Raw genomic sequence first — 13,893 nt, 5'->3', positions numbered from 1 at the left:
ACTATGCCAAGCCCGCGCTACACCCGCGCAAGGACGCCTGCCCATGACCCGTGACCTGACAATCAAGCTGCACAACACCGCCACCCGGAAGAAAGAGGATTTCACGCCGATTGATGCGGACAACGTGCAGATGTATGTCTGTGGCCCCACCGTCTATGACCGGGCGCATCTGGGCAACGCGCGGCCCGTGATCGTGTTTGACGTGCTCTACCGTCTGCTGCGCCACGTCTATGGGACCGATCACGTCACCTATGTGCGCAACTTCACGGATGTCGACGACAAGATCAACGCCCGCGCCGCGACAAGCGGGCGCAGCATCGGTGAGATCACCGCCGAGACGACGCAGTGGTATCTCGACGATATGGCCGCCGTCGGCGCGCTGGAGCCTGATCACATGCCCCGCGCCACGCAATACATCCCGCAGATGGTCGCGATGATCCGCGGCTTGATCGATGAGGGATACGCCTATGAGGCCGAAGGCCATGTGCTGTTCCGGGTGCGCAAATATGCTGAATACGGCGCGCTCTCGGGCCGCTCGGTCGATGACATGATCGCAGGCGCGCGGGTTGAGGTGGCACCTTATAAAGAAGACCCAATGGATTTCGTCCTGTGGAAACCTTCGGACGAGGGCACACCGGGCTGGCCATCGCCTTGGGGGCAGGGGCGTCCGGGCTGGCACATCGAATGCTCGGCCATGGCGCATGATCTTTTGGGCGCGCAGTTCGACATCCACGGCGGCGGGATCGATCTGCAATTCCCGCACCATGAGAATGAGATCGCTCAGTCAAAATGTGCAGGCCACGGCTTTGCCAACTACTGGCTGCACAATGAGATGTTGCAGGTTGAGGGCAAGAAGATGTCCAAATCTTTGGGCAATTTCTTTACCGTGCGGGACCTGCTGGACCAAGGGGTGCAGGGCGAGGTGATCCGTTTCGTGATGCTCTCGACCCATTACCGCAAGCCGATGGACTGGACCGAGAAGAAGCGCGAAGAAGCCGAAAAGACCCTGCGCAAATGGTATCTTCAAGCCGCCGAGGCCGAGGCCGCACCGCCAAGTGCCGAACTGGTGGCGCTGCTGGCGGATGACCTCAACACCCATGGCGCGCTGACCGAATGCCACCGTCTGTCAAACGCGAACGATACGGCGGGCCTGCGCGGGGCGATGACCCTTTTGGGATTGATGGGCGACCTGATCCCCGAATGGGCAGCCGTGCAAGCGCTGGACCTCAGTGACATTGAGGCCTTCCTCAGCGACGCCCGCGCCACGGCGATGGAGACCAAGGATTTCGCCGAGGTGGACCGCATTAAAACGGCGCTGACCTCTGTGGGGATCGAAGTGCAGATGAGCAAAGACGGCGTGAAACTGACCCCGCCGCCGGGCTTTGACCGCAGCCAGTTGGAGGGAGTGTTGTGACCCGCGAACGCCTCACCCTTTACGACACCACTCTGCGCGATGGGCAACAGACACAAGGCGTGCAGTTCTCCACCGATGAAAAGCGCCAGATTGCCGAGGCGCTCGACACGCTCGGGGTAGACTATATCGAAGGCGGCTGGCCCGGTGCCAACCCCACCGACAGCGCATTTTTCGAGGCCGCTCCGCAGACGACGGCACGCCTCACCGCCTTTGGCATGACCAAACGCGCTGGCATGTCGGCCGAGAATGACGACGTGCTGGCCGCCGTGCTCAACGCCGGGACGCAATCGGTCTGTATCGTCGGCAAGACCCATGATTTTCATGTCAAAACCGCCCTTGGCATCACGCTTGAGGAAAACATCGACAACATCGCCAAATCCATCGCGCATCTGGTCGCCCAAGGGCGCGAGGCGCTGTTTGATGCGGAGCATTTCTTTGACGGCTATAAGGCCAACCGGGATTACGCGCTTGAGGCGATCCGCGCGGCCTATGATGCAGGCGCGCGCTGGATCGTGCTTTGCGACACCAATGGCGGCACACTCCCGGCAGAGATTAGCCGCATCACCCGCGATGTGATCGCCGCGGGCGTCCCCAGCGACCGGCTGGGCATCCACACCCATGACGACACCGAGAACGCCGTGGCCTGCACGCTGGCCGCCATCGACGCGGGCGCGCGGCAAATCCAAGGCACGCTGAACGGGCTGGGGGAGCGTTGCGGCAACGCCAACCTGACCACGCTGATCCCGATCTTGCTGCTGAAAGAACCCTATGCCAGCCAGTTCGAGATTGGCGTTACCCGCGCAGCGCTGAAAGGGCTGACTCGGACCAGCCGAATGCTCGACGAGATCCTCAACCGGGTGCCGATGAAACAGGCAGGGTTCGTGGGCTCCTCGGCCTTTGCGCATAAGGCGGGGCTCCATGCCAGCGCCATCGCCAAAGACCCCAGCACCTATGAACATATCGACCCGGCATTGGTCGGCAATTCCCGCATCATCCCGATGTCGAACCAAGCCGGACAGTCCAATCTGCGCAAACGTCTGAGCGATGCCGGTCTGGCCGTGGCCAAGGGCGACCCGGCGCTTGGGCAGATCCTGGAGGTGGTGAAGGACCGTGAGGCGCAGGGCTATGCCTATGACACCGCGCAGGCAAGTTTCGAGCTGCTCGCGCGGGAGGTGATGGGCCAGTTGCCGCATCTTTTCGAAGTCGAACGCTACCGCGTCACGGTCGAACGTCGCCGCAACTCCAAAGGCCGCATGGTCAGCCTGTCCGAGGCGGTCGTGGTTGTCGAAGTCGATGGCGAAAAGCGTCTGTCGGTGTCGGAATCGCTCGACGCGGATGGCTCTGACCGTGGCCCAGTCAACGCGCTGTCCAAAGCGCTGGTCAAAGACTTGGGCAAATACAGCAGTCTGCTGGATGACATGCGTCTGGTTGACTTCAAAGTGCGCATCACCCAAGGCGGCACCGAAGCCACCACCCGCGTCATCATCGACAGCGAAGACGGGCAGGGGCGGCGCTGGTCCACGGTGGGCGTCAGCGCCAACATACTCGACGCCTCCTTCGAGGCACTGCTAGATGCGATACGATGGAAATTGATCCGGGACCGCGCCCAATGACAGACGATATGACCGCCTTTTTCACCCTGCACCGCGACCTCCCGCGCGAAGGGCCGGGAGAGCCTGCCGACGTCAACTGGGCCGTGGAGCAGGTCGACCTGCCGGCGCGTGCCGAGATCGCCGATGTTGCCTGTGGCCCCGGCAGTGATATCGGCGCACTCCGCGCGGCGATTCCGCAGGGGCATGTTACAGCACTCGATAAAACCGCTCATTTCGTCGATACCGCCCGCGGGCGTTTTGTGGCGGATGGCAATGTCACCCTGCTGCGTGCCGATATGGCCGCCATCGCCAATGAATATGATCTGATCTGGTGCGCCGGCGCGGTCTATTTTCTTGGTGTGACCGAGGCGCTGACCAGCTGGCGGAAATCGCTCCGTAAGGGGGGCGTTGTGGCCTTTTCTGAGCCTTGTTGGTTGACCGATACACCGACGGAAGAGTCCCGCGCGCAATGGGCGGACTATCCTGCGATGAGCGATGCGAACGGCATTGCCGAACGGGTCCGCGCAGCGGGCTATGAGGTTGTTGCAACCCGTGTGCTGTCGGATGAGGCTTGGGAAAATTACTACACCCCGCTGGAGACCCGCATCGAAAAGCTACGGCCCGGCGCCGAGGGCGACTTGGCCCAAGTGCTCGATGCGACGGAAGCGGAAATCGCCTGTTGGCGCGCGCACCGCGAAGAATTCGGCTACCTGCTGACCGTGGCCCGCCCCGTATGACATTCGACGCCGACCTAAACGCCTGCGCCGCCATGGTAGAGCGCGCTGACCCGTGGCGGTTTCGCGCCGCCATGGCCGCGCCTGTGGAAGCGCGCAAGCTGCTGTTTCCGCTCTATGCCTTCAACGTTGAGGTCGCCCGCGCGCCATGGGTGACCCAAGAAGCGATGATCGCCGAGATGCGCCTGCAATGGTGGCGCGACGCGCTGGAGGAGATTGCCAAGGGCGGCCCGGTGCGGCGACATGAAGTCACCACGCCGCTCGCCGGTGTGATCACCCCAGAGGATGCGAAACTGCTCGACGAACTCGTCGCCGCGCGGCGGTGGGATATCTACAAAGACCCGTTTGAGGATGCAGGCCACTTCGAGCGCTACATCGACCAGACCGCTGGTCATTTGATGTGGGTCGCCGCGCGTCGCCTTGGCGCGACCGATGAGGCAGTTGTGCGCGACGCAGCCTTTGCCACTGGCATCGCAGCATGGCTCTGCGCCATACCGAATTTGGAAGAGGCAGGCCGTGTGCCGCTTCTCGATGGCACGCCAGAGGGGGTCTCGGCCCTTGCGTCGGGCGCGTTGCAGCGTTTGAAATCAGCCCGCGCTGGCCGGGGGAAAATCCCCGCGCAAGCCCGTGCGGCCCTGCTTCCTGCCGCCCATGCCGGACCGGTATTAAAGGCCGCTGTCGCAGACCCGCAGAAGGTCTCGCAGGCCGCGCTGCCTGATCCGCGCCGCCATTTCGCGCTGCGGGCCATGGTCTCGCGCTGGTAGGCGCTTAGCCCAGCTGCGTCTCTCTGCGGCTGCGCAACACCAGCCAGATCAGCGACCCACCGGCCAGCACCAAGAACGGCACCATAGCAAAGTTCACCGCGGCCCAGCCTTCCTGCGCCGTGCCGCCCGAGCAGTTCATCAAACCGCCCGACGCCAGCGAGGCGACGGTCACACCACCAAAGACCAACAGATCGTTCAGGCCCTGCATCCGCCCGCGCTCATGCGGCTCATGCGCGCCCGCGAGCATCGTGGTGGCGCCGATAAAGCCAAAGTTCCAGCCCAGCCCCAAGAGGATCAGCGCAATGTAAAAGTTGCCCAGTTCCACCCCTTGCAGCGCCACCAGACCGGCAGCGCCGAGGATCGCGATGCCGAGGCCCATGATCCGCTCAACGCCGAAACGGTTGATCAGATGGCCGGTAAAGAACGACGGTGCGAACATCGCCAACACATGGCCTGTGACCACATAGCCCGCGTTGTCTTGGCTATACCCGCAGCCAACGACGGCCAGCGGGGTTGAGGTCATCACAAGGTTCATCAGCGCATAGGACACCATGGCGCAGATCACCGCGACAGCGATGCGCGGCGTGGTCAGCAGTTCCCACCGGCTGCGGCCCTTGGGCGCGTCATGCGCCGGGATCGGCGGCTTAGGGATGTCGATGAATAGAAACAGCAACGCGCCGATGAGGTTCACCGCCACCACGGCTAGATAGGTGCCGAGGAAGGGCACCACGAGGCTGCCCGAGGTCGCCGTGGCAAGCTGTGGCCCGATGATGGCCGAGACGAGCCCGCCCGCCATGACATAGGAAATCGCCTTGGGCCGGAAATCATCCGACGCGGTATCGGCGGCGGCGAAGCGGTAAAACCCCTGCGCCGACATATAGATACCGGTGAGAAATGACCCCAAAAGGAAGACCGGGAAAGACGCCAGATAAAGCCCATAGGCCGCCACTGCGCCCCCCAAGGCCCCACCCGCAGCGCCGAGGAAAAAACCTGCCTTACGGCCATAGCGCTGCATCACGGTCGAGATTGGCGTGGCGGCAAGCATGGAGCCCAGAACGATCATCGAAATCGGCAAAGTGGCAAGACAAACATTGGTCGCAAGGGAATGCCCGGCAAGCCCGCCGACCAAAAAGATCATCGGCATCTGCGCCCCGAGAAAGGCCTGTGCCGCCACCAGCACCGCTACGTTGCGCCGGGCGCGTCTGTCGTCGATCATGTCTGAATTCCTCACTTCTCGCCAAGGCGTAGCCTTGCCGTGGGGTAAGGGCAAGTCCGGCACCGATTTTTGCGCTTCTCTCGGCACTTGCGCCTGACGCCAAGCTCGCCGATGATCGCGCGGATGACCGCCCCAAACCGTCCTTCGCTAAACCTTCTTCTGCTCGCTGGCACTGCCGAGGCGCGGCACCTTGGCATCGCCTTGGCCAAAGCCGGTCACAGGGTCACCGCGTGGCTGACGGAACCGCCGCGGGGTAATAATCCGATGCCGATGGCGTTTGAAATGCGCGACCCTGAAAACACCACCGCCCTGCGGCGCGACATGACGGGTTTTGATGCGGTGCTTGACCTCAGCCATGGGTTCGACGCGGTCTTGAGCCACGCAGGCTTTGCCGCCGCCACGGCTTTAGGCAAGCCCTTTGTCAGCTTCGCGCGCCCCGGCTGGGATTTGGATGATCCGCTGTTGCAATCGGCCAGCGATGTACCCGCCGCCGCCCGCGCGGTGCCGCCCGGAGCCCGCGTCTTCGCCGCGACCGGATTGGCCAGCCTGCCACAGTTTCTGCCCTTTAAAGGCGCGCGCCTCATGCTGCGCCAAACAAGCCGCCATGACCGGCCTGCGCCCTATGCATTCGTCGATCTGATCTTTGGCGATCCGCCCTTTACCGTCACGGCGGAGACCGCGCTGTTTCGTGACCTTGCCGTCGACTTGCTGATCTGTCGCAACCTTGGCGGAGAAGCCAGCCGCCCGAAGGTCGACGCCGCCCGCGCACTTGGCTTGCCGGTGATCCTCATCGAAAGGCCGCGCCTGCCAGAGGGGGCGCGCTGCCTGACCAACCTTGACGCGATGATGGATTGGGTGGCGCATCTGTGAGCCTCTCCGCGCCGATCACCTGTGACGCCGATGTGGCCGAGGGGGCCGCGTGGCTGGCCGAGGCCGAGCCGCGTTTTGCTATGGCGCTCACCCGAACCGGGCCGTTGCCACTGCGTCTGCGCCCGCCGGGATTTGCCGGGCTGCTGGATATCATCGTTGGGCAGCAGGTCAGCGTCGCCTCCGCCCGGGCTATCTATGCGCGGCTGGTTGAGGCGGGGCTGCACCAGCCGGAGAATGTTCTGCGCGCCGGAGACAGCGGGCTGCGCGCAGCGGGGCTCAGCCGTCCCAAAGCGCGCTATGTCTTGGCCTTGGCCGAACGGGAATTCGATTTTGACGCGCTGCACAGCCTGCACGATGACGACGCCATCGCCACGCTGGTCGACATGCCGGGGATCGGGCCATGGACCGCACAGGTCTATGTGATGTTCTGCCTTGGACGGCGCGATGTGTTTCCCAGCGGCGATCTCGCGCTTCAAGAAGCCGCGCGGGGGCTGTTTGATCTGCCCGCACGCCCCACGCCAAAAGACCTTACCGCGATGGCCGCCGCATGGTCACCTTGGCGGTCGGTTGCGGCGCGCTTGCTCTTTGCCTACTACCGGGTGTTGAAACAAAAGGAAGGATTGTCATGACACGGGTTTTGAACGCCGAGCGCCGCGAGCCGGTCTCTGGCACCACACGGTCGGTTGTGGTGTTCCTGCATGGCTACGGCGCCAATGGCGCTGACCTGCTGGGCCTCGCCGATCCGCTGAGCGAGCATCTGCCGGACACGCTGTTTATCGCTCCCGACGCGCCCGAAGCCTGCGCTGGCGCGCCGATGGGGTTCCAGTGGTTCCCGATCCCGTGGATCGACGGATCGTCCGAAGAGGAATCAATGCGCGGCATGATGAGCGCGGTCGAAGACCTTGACGCATTCCTCGATGCGCTGATGGTGGACGAAGACGTGCTGCCCGAACAGGTCGTGCTGTTTGGCTTTTCCCAAGGCACGATGATGTCGCTGCATGTGGCCCCGCGCCGCGAAGATGCGGTGGCGGGTATCGTTGCCTTCTCGGGCCGTTTGCTTAACCCCGAAGCGCTGGCCGAAGACGCGCGGGTGAAGCCGCCCGTGCTGCTGGTGCATGGAGACGCCGATGATGTGGTGCCGCCACAATCTCTGCCGCAGGCCGCCGAAGCGCTGCAAGAGGCTGGTTGGCAGGATGTCTACGCCCACGTCATGAAAGGCACCGGCCATGGCATCGCGCCGGATGGCTTGAGTGTCGCACTTGCCTTCATGCGGGACAAACTGGGGCTTTAACCCTTCATCTCATCCCAAAGCCACGGTTCGGCAAACTCAACCGAATTGCCAGCGGGGTCGCGCACATAGAGCGAGCGCGCCCCGTTGGGCCAGTCAAAGCTGGTGTCAATCTCGACCCCGGCTGCCCGAAGCCGCGCTTCCATCGCGGCGATCTCTGCCCGTTTCATCGCAAAGCACACATGCCCCGGACCCCGCGCCCCATGGGGTGGGACCGGCATCTTCGGATTGCCGGGAGGCTGACCCGTAGCGGTGGGGTTGAAGACCAACAAGACCGAGGGGCCGAGCGCAAAGAACATATGCCGCCCCGGCACTTCCTGAAAAAGCTGCAAACCCAAGATGTCGCGGTAAAACTCCCGCGCCGCATCCAGAGCATCGACATATACGGCGGCTTCGAGCAGGGCGCGCGGGGCCGGGGCATCGGGCAGGGGGCTTTTGATCATGCCACAAGGTTAACAAACTGTGCCCCTCTGTCACGCCTCTGTCGTAATCTTTAGGCAAAATCGGCGACATCTAGTGGTTCACCTTTGTCTTGCCAGAGAGAAACCGCGAGATATAGTGAAAGAAACGGGCAGAGGACGCGACCAGATGGACGGCGATTTCAGGGCCGAATTCACCCGCCACCCGGCGGCACTCAAACACCACCCCGCGCTGGTGCTCAACGCGGATTACAGACCTTTATCCTATTACCCGCTGTCGCTTTGGCCCTGGCAAGAAGCGGTAAAGGCCAAATGGCTCGACCGGGTCGAGATCGTCGCCGAATATGACGAGGTGGTGCGCAGCCCCTCTACGGTGATTAGGATCCCCTCCGTTGTCGTCCTCAAAGACTATGTCAAACCTCAAAAGCGCGTGGCCTTCACGCGCTTTAATTTATTTCTAAGGGATGAATTTCGCTGCCAATACTGCGGCGCGAAAGGGGATTTGACCTTTGACCATGTGGTGCCGCGCGCCGCCGGTGGGGTGACCAGTTGGCAAAACGTTGTGGCCGCCTGTAGCCCCTGTAACCTGCGCAAAGGGTCGCGGCCCTTGCACCGGACTGGGCTGGCCTTACGCAAACCGCCGCGACAGCCCGCCGCAGAGGAACTGCGCAACATGGGTCGCAAATTTCCGCCCGGGCATCTGCACGAAAGCTGGATGGATTTTCTCTATTGGGATGCCGAGCTTGAAGCCTGACGGACGCGCTTAGATAGCCAGTTCAACCCAGACCGGCACATGGTCCGACGGTTTGTCGCGCCCACGCACGTCGCGGTCAATCTGGCAGTCGCGTAGGCGGTCGGCAACGGTCGGTGACAGCAGGAAATGGTCAATGCGAATGCCGTTGTTTCGGTTCCACGCGCCTGCCTGATAATCCCAAAACGAATAATGCCCCGGCCCTTGGGTCCGCGCGCGGAAAGCATCCGTTAGCCCAAGGTTCACCAGCCGCCGCCAAGCCGCGCGGGACTCAGGGCGAAACAACGCGTCTTCGCGCCAGCTGTCGGGTTTGGCGGCGTCCTCGGCCTGCGGGATAATATTGTAGTCGCCCGCCATGAGGAATGGTGTTTCTTCGGCCAAGAGCGCCTCAGCACGGGCTTGAAGACGTGCCATCCAAGCCAGTTTGTAATCATATTTCGGGCCGGGCACCGGGTTGCCATTGGGCAGGTACAGCCCACAGACACGCAGCGCCATATCGTCACCGACCACAGTCGCCTCGATCCAACGCGCCTGATCGTCCTCATCGTCACCGGGCAGACCACGGGTTACGTCTTCCAACGGCAGTTTCGACAAGATCGCCACGCCGTTAAACGATTTCTGGCCGTGAGTTTCGACATTATAGCCGCGCTCTTCAAGCATCTCGCGGGGGAAAGCTTCGTCGACTGACTTGATCTCTTGCAGCACCACAACGTCCGGCTGTGCCTCATCCAACCACTCTGGAAGCGCCGCCGCGCGGGCCTTGATACCGTTGATGTTGAAACTTGCGATCTTCATGCCGGGCCCCCTTGAGACGTTGACCTGCTATCGCCCAAACGGCGCACCGGGGCAAGGGGAAGGCGTGCGCGCTTAGGGTGATTCTATCACCATGCACTCCCCTATATGTTGAACTTGCGCCTGCAGGTCACTGACTTTGTCATGAAGCGGCCCTGTGGAAGAAAGAAAATTTAAAACGCAGGCTGCGGCAAAAAACGATCAATGAGGCAGAACTGTGGCGTGCCCTTAATGTGGATAAGTATTGCAGGACAATAAGTTACCGGAAAATCCCTTGGCGAAACACTTTTAAGATGCATCAGTAGTCGAACTACACCTTCAGATTGCAAACTTAGTGAAAAGGACGCCGACATGACCGCGATTTTTAAAGCAGCCGCCGCCCCCGTAACAGCGCATGAGACCGACAACAACCTGATGAGCCTAGGTGCGGGAGTTGGTCTTTTCACCACTGGCCTCAATCGTATTGGCAGCGACATGGTGATGGGCGAGGGGACTGAAATGTTCACCACCGGACTACAGCAAGATACGGGCTGCATCGCGCAGGGCGGAGGGGTTGGCCTCTTCACGACGGGGCTTGCTCCAGCCGAGGCGCAAGTGCTGACCTTTGGTGCCTGAAACCTGATCAAGCGGGCGGTTTGGCCGCCCGCTGTTCTTAACCCGGAGGCGTACTTATGACCAACATCGTTTTTCTTAGACCTGACACCAGCGACGCATCAACGCGCACAGCGAGATTGATCCGCGCCTTCGCAAGCGAGCGCCGCGTGCGGGGCGATGTCTTTTGGCTAAAAGAGAACGCAGAATTGCTAGGGGTTCTGGCAAGCACGGGCTGCGTGTTGAACCCCGACGCGCTGGAGCCGCTCGCCGAATTCCATGCAGATTGCCGCGAGATGTTGCGCGATTTCCCACAGTATTACCGTTTTTTTCTGTCGATCTGCCTCGACCTTGAAGACCTTGGTCTGCCAATGACACAGGGTATCGCGCTATGCGAAGATGTTGCCCGCGCGGGCCTAAAGGATGCGGAACTGTCTGATCTGCAACGCGCCGAAGCGCGGCGCCTGCTGCGCCGGCGGGGGATCGGGCAGGAGGTCGGTGACGGGGCGCTTGGGGCGCGGCTGCGCGATTTCATCGCACGCAGCGCCACCTTTGCCGTGCCCAACCGCAAGGCCGCGTATGAGCTGACCCATATTGTCTATTACCTATCCGACTATGGTCGATGCGACCCTAAACTGTCGTCCGAAGCGCAATTAAGTCTACAATTCACCGGGCTGCTAGCTTTCCTAGACCAAGATATGGATCTTCTCGCCGAAGTCTGCGCCGCACTGCGGTTCGCCGGGGCGCACCCCAATCCGCTATGGGAAATATCTGTCACTGCGTGCAATCGCGGCCACCAAATCCAAGCTGATCTGAACGCCCCACTGCAAGATGACGCGCATGAATGGCTGGTCACCGGTTGGGCTGCGCACATTGCAGGCGGCCCGCTGCACGCTCAGCATATCCCCGAAGGTGGGTTGCGGTTTTATTCCCTTCCCAAGGTGCAAGGCGCGCTGCGCCCCTTGGCGGAATGTCTAAGTGATATGGGGGCCCATCGAAGTGCCGATTGGGGACATATGCGACCGCATGTTCTGTCTTATCTCGGGCCCGACAGCCACGCGATCCTTCTAGAGGCCGAACGCTCTGGCCCACATTTTGAGCAGTTCTTTGAAGGGTTTGCCCGGGCGCGCGGATAGACGTGCCCGGAAAGGCTTACATCGAAAATGACGTGCCGCAGCCGCAGGCCGCCGTAGCGTTGGGGTTTTCAATCGTGAACCGCGCGCCGATCAGCTCTTCGGTGAAATCGATCACTGCATCCGCCAGAAACGGCAGCGACACACTATCAACCACCACTTTTTGACCGCTGCCTTCAAGCACGAGGTCATCCTCGGCAGGCGCGTCCAATGCGATTTCGTACTGAAATCCCGAGCAGCCGCCGCCTTCGACAGCGATGCGCAAGGCCTTGCCTTCCTCGGCGGCCCCGATCTCGGCGAGGCGTTCAAAGGCGCGGGGGGTGACTTTGGGGGGCAGGTTCATCTGCAGGCTCCGATGCATCGGTTTTCTTTCGCGTTCCTCTAACATATAGAAACCACAAGGACAGGTCACAAGGACCGCGAGAGAGGACCAGCCGCAATGCGCGCAGAATTCGCCTCGGATCCGGACACCGCCAAGGGACGGTTGGTGCCGGAGGAGGAAAGCACGTTTCGCTCCTGCTATCAGCGGGACCGGGACCGGATCATCCACGCCTCCGCCTTCCGGCGGCTCAAACACAAGACTCAGGTATTTGTGGAGCATGAGGGCGATTATTTCCGCACCCGTCTGACCCATTCGATCGAGGTGGCCCAAGTGGCGCGCACCATCGCGGGCGCGCTGCGTTTGAACGGGGAGCTGACCGAGGCCGTGGCGCTGGCGCATGATCTGGGCCACACGCCCTTTGGCCACACCGGAGAGGACGCGCTGCATAAATTGATGGCGCCCTACGGCGGGTTTGATCACAACGCGCAGGCGATCAAGATCGTCACCACGCTGGAGCGGCACTATGCCGAATTCGATGGGCTAAACCTGACGTGGGACACGCTTGAGGGCATTGCCAAACACAATGGGCCCGTCACCGGAGAGGTGCCCCACGCGCTGGCGGATTATAACGCGCGGCATGATCTGGAACTGCACACCCACGCCAGCGCCGAGGCGCAGGTCGCTGCGCTTTCGGATGACATTGCCTATAACAACCACGACCTACACGATGGACTGCGCGCGGGGCTGTTCACCGAAGACGAGATTGCAAAACTCCCCATGGTGGGCGCGGCCTATGCGGAAGTCGACAGGCTTTACCCCGACACGGACAGCTACCGCCGCCGCCATGAGGCGCTACGTCGGGTCTTTGGCGTGATGGTCGGCGATGTAATCGAAACCTCGGCCAAGCTGCTCAAAGAATCGGGCGCGACATCCGCTGATGATATCCGTTATCTGGGCCGCCCGGTGATCCGTTTCTCCGATCCCGTTTGGCAGGATCTGCGCGAAATTCGAAAGTTCCTTTTTACGCGGATGTACCGCGCGCCATCGGTGATGGAGAACCGCGAGAAGGTGACCAAAGTGGTCGAAGACCTGTTCCCGTTGTTCTTGTCTCAGCCAAACCTTTTGCCCCGCCATTGGGCAACGGCGATTGAAGCCGCAGAAAATGAAACCACGCTGGCGCGGATGGTCTCGGACTACATCGCAGGCATGACGGACCGTTTTGCGTTGCAAGAACACGCCCGTCTTTTTGGCAGTGACTTGCGCAGCTTCCGCTAATCTTTGCGGCATGGTAGCCTGCCCAATGTGATCCATAGGTGACATGACATGATACAAACCCCCGTTCTGCCGGAAAGTTTGGCCGGTGACGCGACCTTCGCGATCCTTTCGGCAGGCCAAGCCCCCGGCCCATCGGTGGCCAAACGCGCGGCGAAGATGGGGGCTGAGGTCGTGGTGCTGGACCGCGATCCCAGCGTCTTGGCAGACCTCATGAGCCAATCGGCAGAGCGTGTCGGCGGGTTGGCCCTATCCGGCGATCTTGTCAGTCGGTTTGAGCCACTGCACCGAAACTGGGGCGCCACGCCGCTTCATATGGTGCTCAACCTAATGCCGCTTGACCCCGAGGACTGCGCCCAAGGTATTGATGCGCAGATCCGCGGGCTTTCTGCGCTGGTGCGCGCTTTGGGTCGTGGATTGGTGGCCGGGCAGGGGTCTGTTGTAACGGTCCTGTCGCGACCCAGTCAGCCATTGGCTCTCGCTGGTTACGGAATGATCGGCGCCGTTGAAGGAGCCAATGCCGCGCTTGATAAGGTCTTTGGCCCGCGGGGGCTGCATTTTCACTTGATCACTGTGCCCGAAGGGCAGGCCGGACTGGCCGCAGACACCGCGCTTTACCTTGGGTCTGAGGCTGGCCGACGGCTCCGAAGTGGGCGTTTGGACCTCGGCTGACAGCGCCGCTTCAAACGCCACCCCCTCACATGGGCTTTCGCGGCCCGCCGCTTCATTGACTGC

16 protein-coding genes are annotated in these 13,893 nt (G+C 61.8%); 12 read left to right on the top strand and 4 right to left on the bottom strand.

Translation table 11 applies throughout. From position 1 onward, the window contains the following. The first annotated feature begins 43 nt into the window (after nucleotides 1-43). From cysS to DSM14862_RS08280, 4 genes are read left to right on the top strand one after another with little or no spacing between them, the layout of a single operon-like run. Nucleotides 44-1,414 carry a cysteine--tRNA ligase gene (cysS, locus tag DSM14862_RS08295; RefSeq protein ID WP_007119803.1) on the top strand — a complete coding sequence of 457 codons (1,371 nt, stop codon included), beginning with the start codon at nucleotides 44-46 and terminating at the stop codon, nucleotides 1,412-1,414. Then, entirely contained in the window at nucleotides 1,411-3,027 is a 1,617-nt protein-coding gene (gene cimA, locus DSM14862_RS08290; protein ID WP_007119802.1) for a citramalate synthase, read from the top strand. The genes cysS and cimA overlap by 4 nt, the downstream gene beginning before the upstream one ends. Further along, nucleotides 3,024-3,743, top strand: coding sequence for a class I SAM-dependent methyltransferase (locus DSM14862_RS08285; protein ID WP_040701178.1), 720 nt, complete (start codon nucleotides 3,024-3,026; stop codon nucleotides 3,741-3,743). The genes cimA and DSM14862_RS08285 overlap by 4 nt, the downstream gene beginning before the upstream one ends. Continuing rightward, nucleotides 3,740-4,504, top strand: a complete 765-nt coding sequence (locus DSM14862_RS08280; protein ID WP_007119800.1) for a squalene/phytoene synthase family protein — start codon at nucleotides 3,740-3,742, stop codon at nucleotides 4,502-4,504. Before DSM14862_RS08285 ends, DSM14862_RS08280 begins: the two co-directional genes overlap by 4 nt. 4 nt (nucleotides 4,505-4,508) lie before the next feature. On the opposite strand, the gene DSM14862_RS08275 is transcribed toward DSM14862_RS08280, so the two are convergent. Continuing rightward, a complete protein-coding gene (locus DSM14862_RS08275) occupies nucleotides 4,509-5,720 on the bottom strand; it encodes an MFS transporter (protein WP_007119799.1) in 1,212 nt (403 codons plus the stop codon). A gap of 123 nt (nucleotides 5,721-5,843) precedes the next feature. Here DSM14862_RS08275 and DSM14862_RS08270 point away from each other — a divergent pair, with 123 nt between their 5' ends. From DSM14862_RS08270 to DSM14862_RS08260, 3 genes are read left to right on the top strand one after another with little or no spacing between them, the layout of a single operon-like run. After that, nucleotides 5,844-6,590: a precorrin-6A/cobalt-precorrin-6A reductase gene (locus tag DSM14862_RS08270; RefSeq protein WP_050770384.1), complete on the top strand. Its 747-nt coding sequence runs from the start codon at nucleotides 5,844-5,846 to the stop codon at nucleotides 6,588-6,590. Beyond that, a complete protein-coding gene (locus DSM14862_RS08265; protein WP_040701175.1) occupies nucleotides 6,587-7,219 on the top strand; it encodes a DNA-3-methyladenine glycosylase family protein in 633 nt (210 codons plus the stop codon). The genes DSM14862_RS08270 and DSM14862_RS08265 overlap by 4 nt, the downstream gene beginning before the upstream one ends. Next, the gene (locus tag DSM14862_RS08260; RefSeq protein ID WP_007119796.1) at nucleotides 7,216-7,881 is read left to right on the top strand and encodes an alpha/beta hydrolase; all 666 of its coding nucleotides are present in this window, start codon (nucleotides 7,216-7,218) and stop codon (nucleotides 7,879-7,881) included. The genes DSM14862_RS08265 and DSM14862_RS08260 overlap by 4 nt, the downstream gene beginning before the upstream one ends. On the opposite strand, the gene DSM14862_RS08255 is transcribed toward DSM14862_RS08260, so the two are convergent. Next, the gene (locus DSM14862_RS08255; RefSeq protein WP_007119795.1) at nucleotides 7,878-8,321 is read right to left on the bottom strand and encodes a VOC family protein; all 444 of its coding nucleotides are present in this window, start codon (nucleotides 8,319-8,321) and stop codon (nucleotides 7,878-7,880) included. The two genes, DSM14862_RS08260 and DSM14862_RS08255, sit on opposite strands and share 4 nt — an antisense overlap. Nucleotides 8,322-8,466: 145 nt before the next feature. Here DSM14862_RS08255 and DSM14862_RS08250 point away from each other — a divergent pair, with 145 nt between their 5' ends. After that, nucleotides 8,467-9,051, top strand: a complete 585-nt coding sequence (locus tag DSM14862_RS08250; protein ID WP_007119794.1) for an HNH endonuclease — start codon at nucleotides 8,467-8,469, stop codon at nucleotides 9,049-9,051. Between the two features lie 9 nt (nucleotides 9,052-9,060). Here the strand turns inward: DSM14862_RS08250 and xth are convergent, their stop codons facing one another. After that, nucleotides 9,061-9,843 carry an exodeoxyribonuclease III gene (gene xth / locus DSM14862_RS08245; protein WP_007119793.1) on the bottom strand — a complete coding sequence of 261 codons (783 nt, stop codon included), beginning with the start codon at nucleotides 9,841-9,843 and terminating at the stop codon, nucleotides 9,061-9,063. A 348-nt stretch (nucleotides 9,844-10,191) separates the two neighbouring features. Between xth and DSM14862_RS08240 the strand changes: the two genes are divergently transcribed. Both DSM14862_RS08240 and DSM14862_RS08235 read left to right on the top strand, forming a co-directional pair. After that, nucleotides 10,192-10,455, top strand: a complete 264-nt coding sequence (locus DSM14862_RS08240; protein ID WP_007119792.1) for a DUF6749 family protein — start codon at nucleotides 10,192-10,194, stop codon at nucleotides 10,453-10,455. Nucleotides 10,456-10,511: 56 nt separating this feature from the next. Next, nucleotides 10,512-11,567 carry a DUF6902 family protein gene (locus DSM14862_RS08235; protein ID WP_007119791.1) on the top strand — a complete coding sequence of 352 codons (1,056 nt, stop codon included), beginning with the start codon at nucleotides 10,512-10,514 and terminating at the stop codon, nucleotides 11,565-11,567. Nucleotides 11,568-11,583: 16 nt separating this feature from the next. On the opposite strand, the gene DSM14862_RS08230 is transcribed toward DSM14862_RS08235, so the two are convergent. Beyond that, nucleotides 11,584-11,907: a HesB/IscA family protein gene (locus DSM14862_RS08230; protein WP_040701245.1), complete on the bottom strand. Its 324-nt coding sequence runs from the start codon at nucleotides 11,905-11,907 to the stop codon at nucleotides 11,584-11,586. A 96-nt stretch (nucleotides 11,908-12,003) separates the two neighbouring features. On the opposite strand from DSM14862_RS08230, the gene DSM14862_RS08225 reads away from it, so the two are divergent. Beyond that, complete coding sequence (locus DSM14862_RS08225; RefSeq protein WP_007119789.1) at nucleotides 12,004-13,161, top strand: deoxyguanosinetriphosphate triphosphohydrolase; 1,158 nt, start codon at nucleotides 12,004-12,006, stop codon at nucleotides 13,159-13,161. 48 nt (nucleotides 13,162-13,209) lie between these two features. Beyond that, the gene (locus DSM14862_RS08220; RefSeq protein ID WP_007119788.1) at nucleotides 13,210-13,830 is read left to right on the top strand and encodes a Rossmann-fold NAD(P)-binding domain-containing protein; all 621 of its coding nucleotides are present in this window, start codon (nucleotides 13,210-13,212) and stop codon (nucleotides 13,828-13,830) included. The last annotated feature ends 63 nt before the right edge of the window (nucleotides 13,831-13,893 follow it).

The sequence above is a fragment of the Sulfitobacter indolifex genome, assembly GCF_022788655.1.
Lineage (GTDB): Bacteria > Pseudomonadota > Alphaproteobacteria > Rhodobacterales > Rhodobacteraceae > Sulfitobacter > Sulfitobacter indolifex.
Note: the sequence above shows the minus strand (reverse complement) of the source record. Positions and strands in the feature narration are given on the sequence as shown.

Coding starts and splice junctions, on each gene's coding strand:
- cysS (WP_007119803.1), top strand. CDS start 44: ATGACCCGTGACCTGACAATCAAGCTGCACAACACCGCCACCCGGAAG.
- DSM14862_RS08285 (WP_040701178.1), top strand. CDS start 3,024: ATGACAGACGATATGACCGCCTTTTTCACCCTGCACCGCGACCTCCCG.
- DSM14862_RS08280 (WP_007119800.1), top strand. CDS start 3,740: ATGACATTCGACGCCGACCTAAACGCCTGCGCCGCCATGGTAGAGCGC.
- DSM14862_RS08275 (WP_007119799.1), bottom strand. CDS start 5,720: ATGATCGACGACAGACGCGCCCGGCGCAACGTAGCGGTGCTGGTGGCG.
- DSM14862_RS08270 (WP_050770384.1), top strand. CDS start 5,844: ATGACCGCCCCAAACCGTCCTTCGCTAAACCTTCTTCTGCTCGCTGGC.
- DSM14862_RS08260 (WP_007119796.1), top strand. CDS start 7,216: ATGACACGGGTTTTGAACGCCGAGCGCCGCGAGCCGGTCTCTGGCACC.
- DSM14862_RS08255 (WP_007119795.1), bottom strand. CDS start 8,321: ATGATCAAAAGCCCCCTGCCCGATGCCCCGGCCCCGCGCGCCCTGCTC.
- DSM14862_RS08250 (WP_007119794.1), top strand. CDS start 8,467: ATGGACGGCGATTTCAGGGCCGAATTCACCCGCCACCCGGCGGCACTC.
- xth (WP_007119793.1), bottom strand. CDS start 9,843: ATGAAGATCGCAAGTTTCAACATCAACGGTATCAAGGCCCGCGCGGCG.
- DSM14862_RS08240 (WP_007119792.1), top strand. CDS start 10,192: ATGACCGCGATTTTTAAAGCAGCCGCCGCCCCCGTAACAGCGCATGAG.
- DSM14862_RS08235 (WP_007119791.1), top strand. CDS start 10,512: ATGACCAACATCGTTTTTCTTAGACCTGACACCAGCGACGCATCAACG.
- DSM14862_RS08230 (WP_040701245.1), bottom strand. CDS start 11,907: ATGAACCTGCCCCCCAAAGTCACCCCCCGCGCCTTTGAACGCCTCGCC.
- DSM14862_RS08225 (WP_007119789.1), top strand. CDS start 12,004: ATGCGCGCAGAATTCGCCTCGGATCCGGACACCGCCAAGGGACGGTTG.
- DSM14862_RS08220 (WP_007119788.1), top strand. CDS start 13,210: ATGATACAAACCCCCGTTCTGCCGGAAAGTTTGGCCGGTGACGCGACC.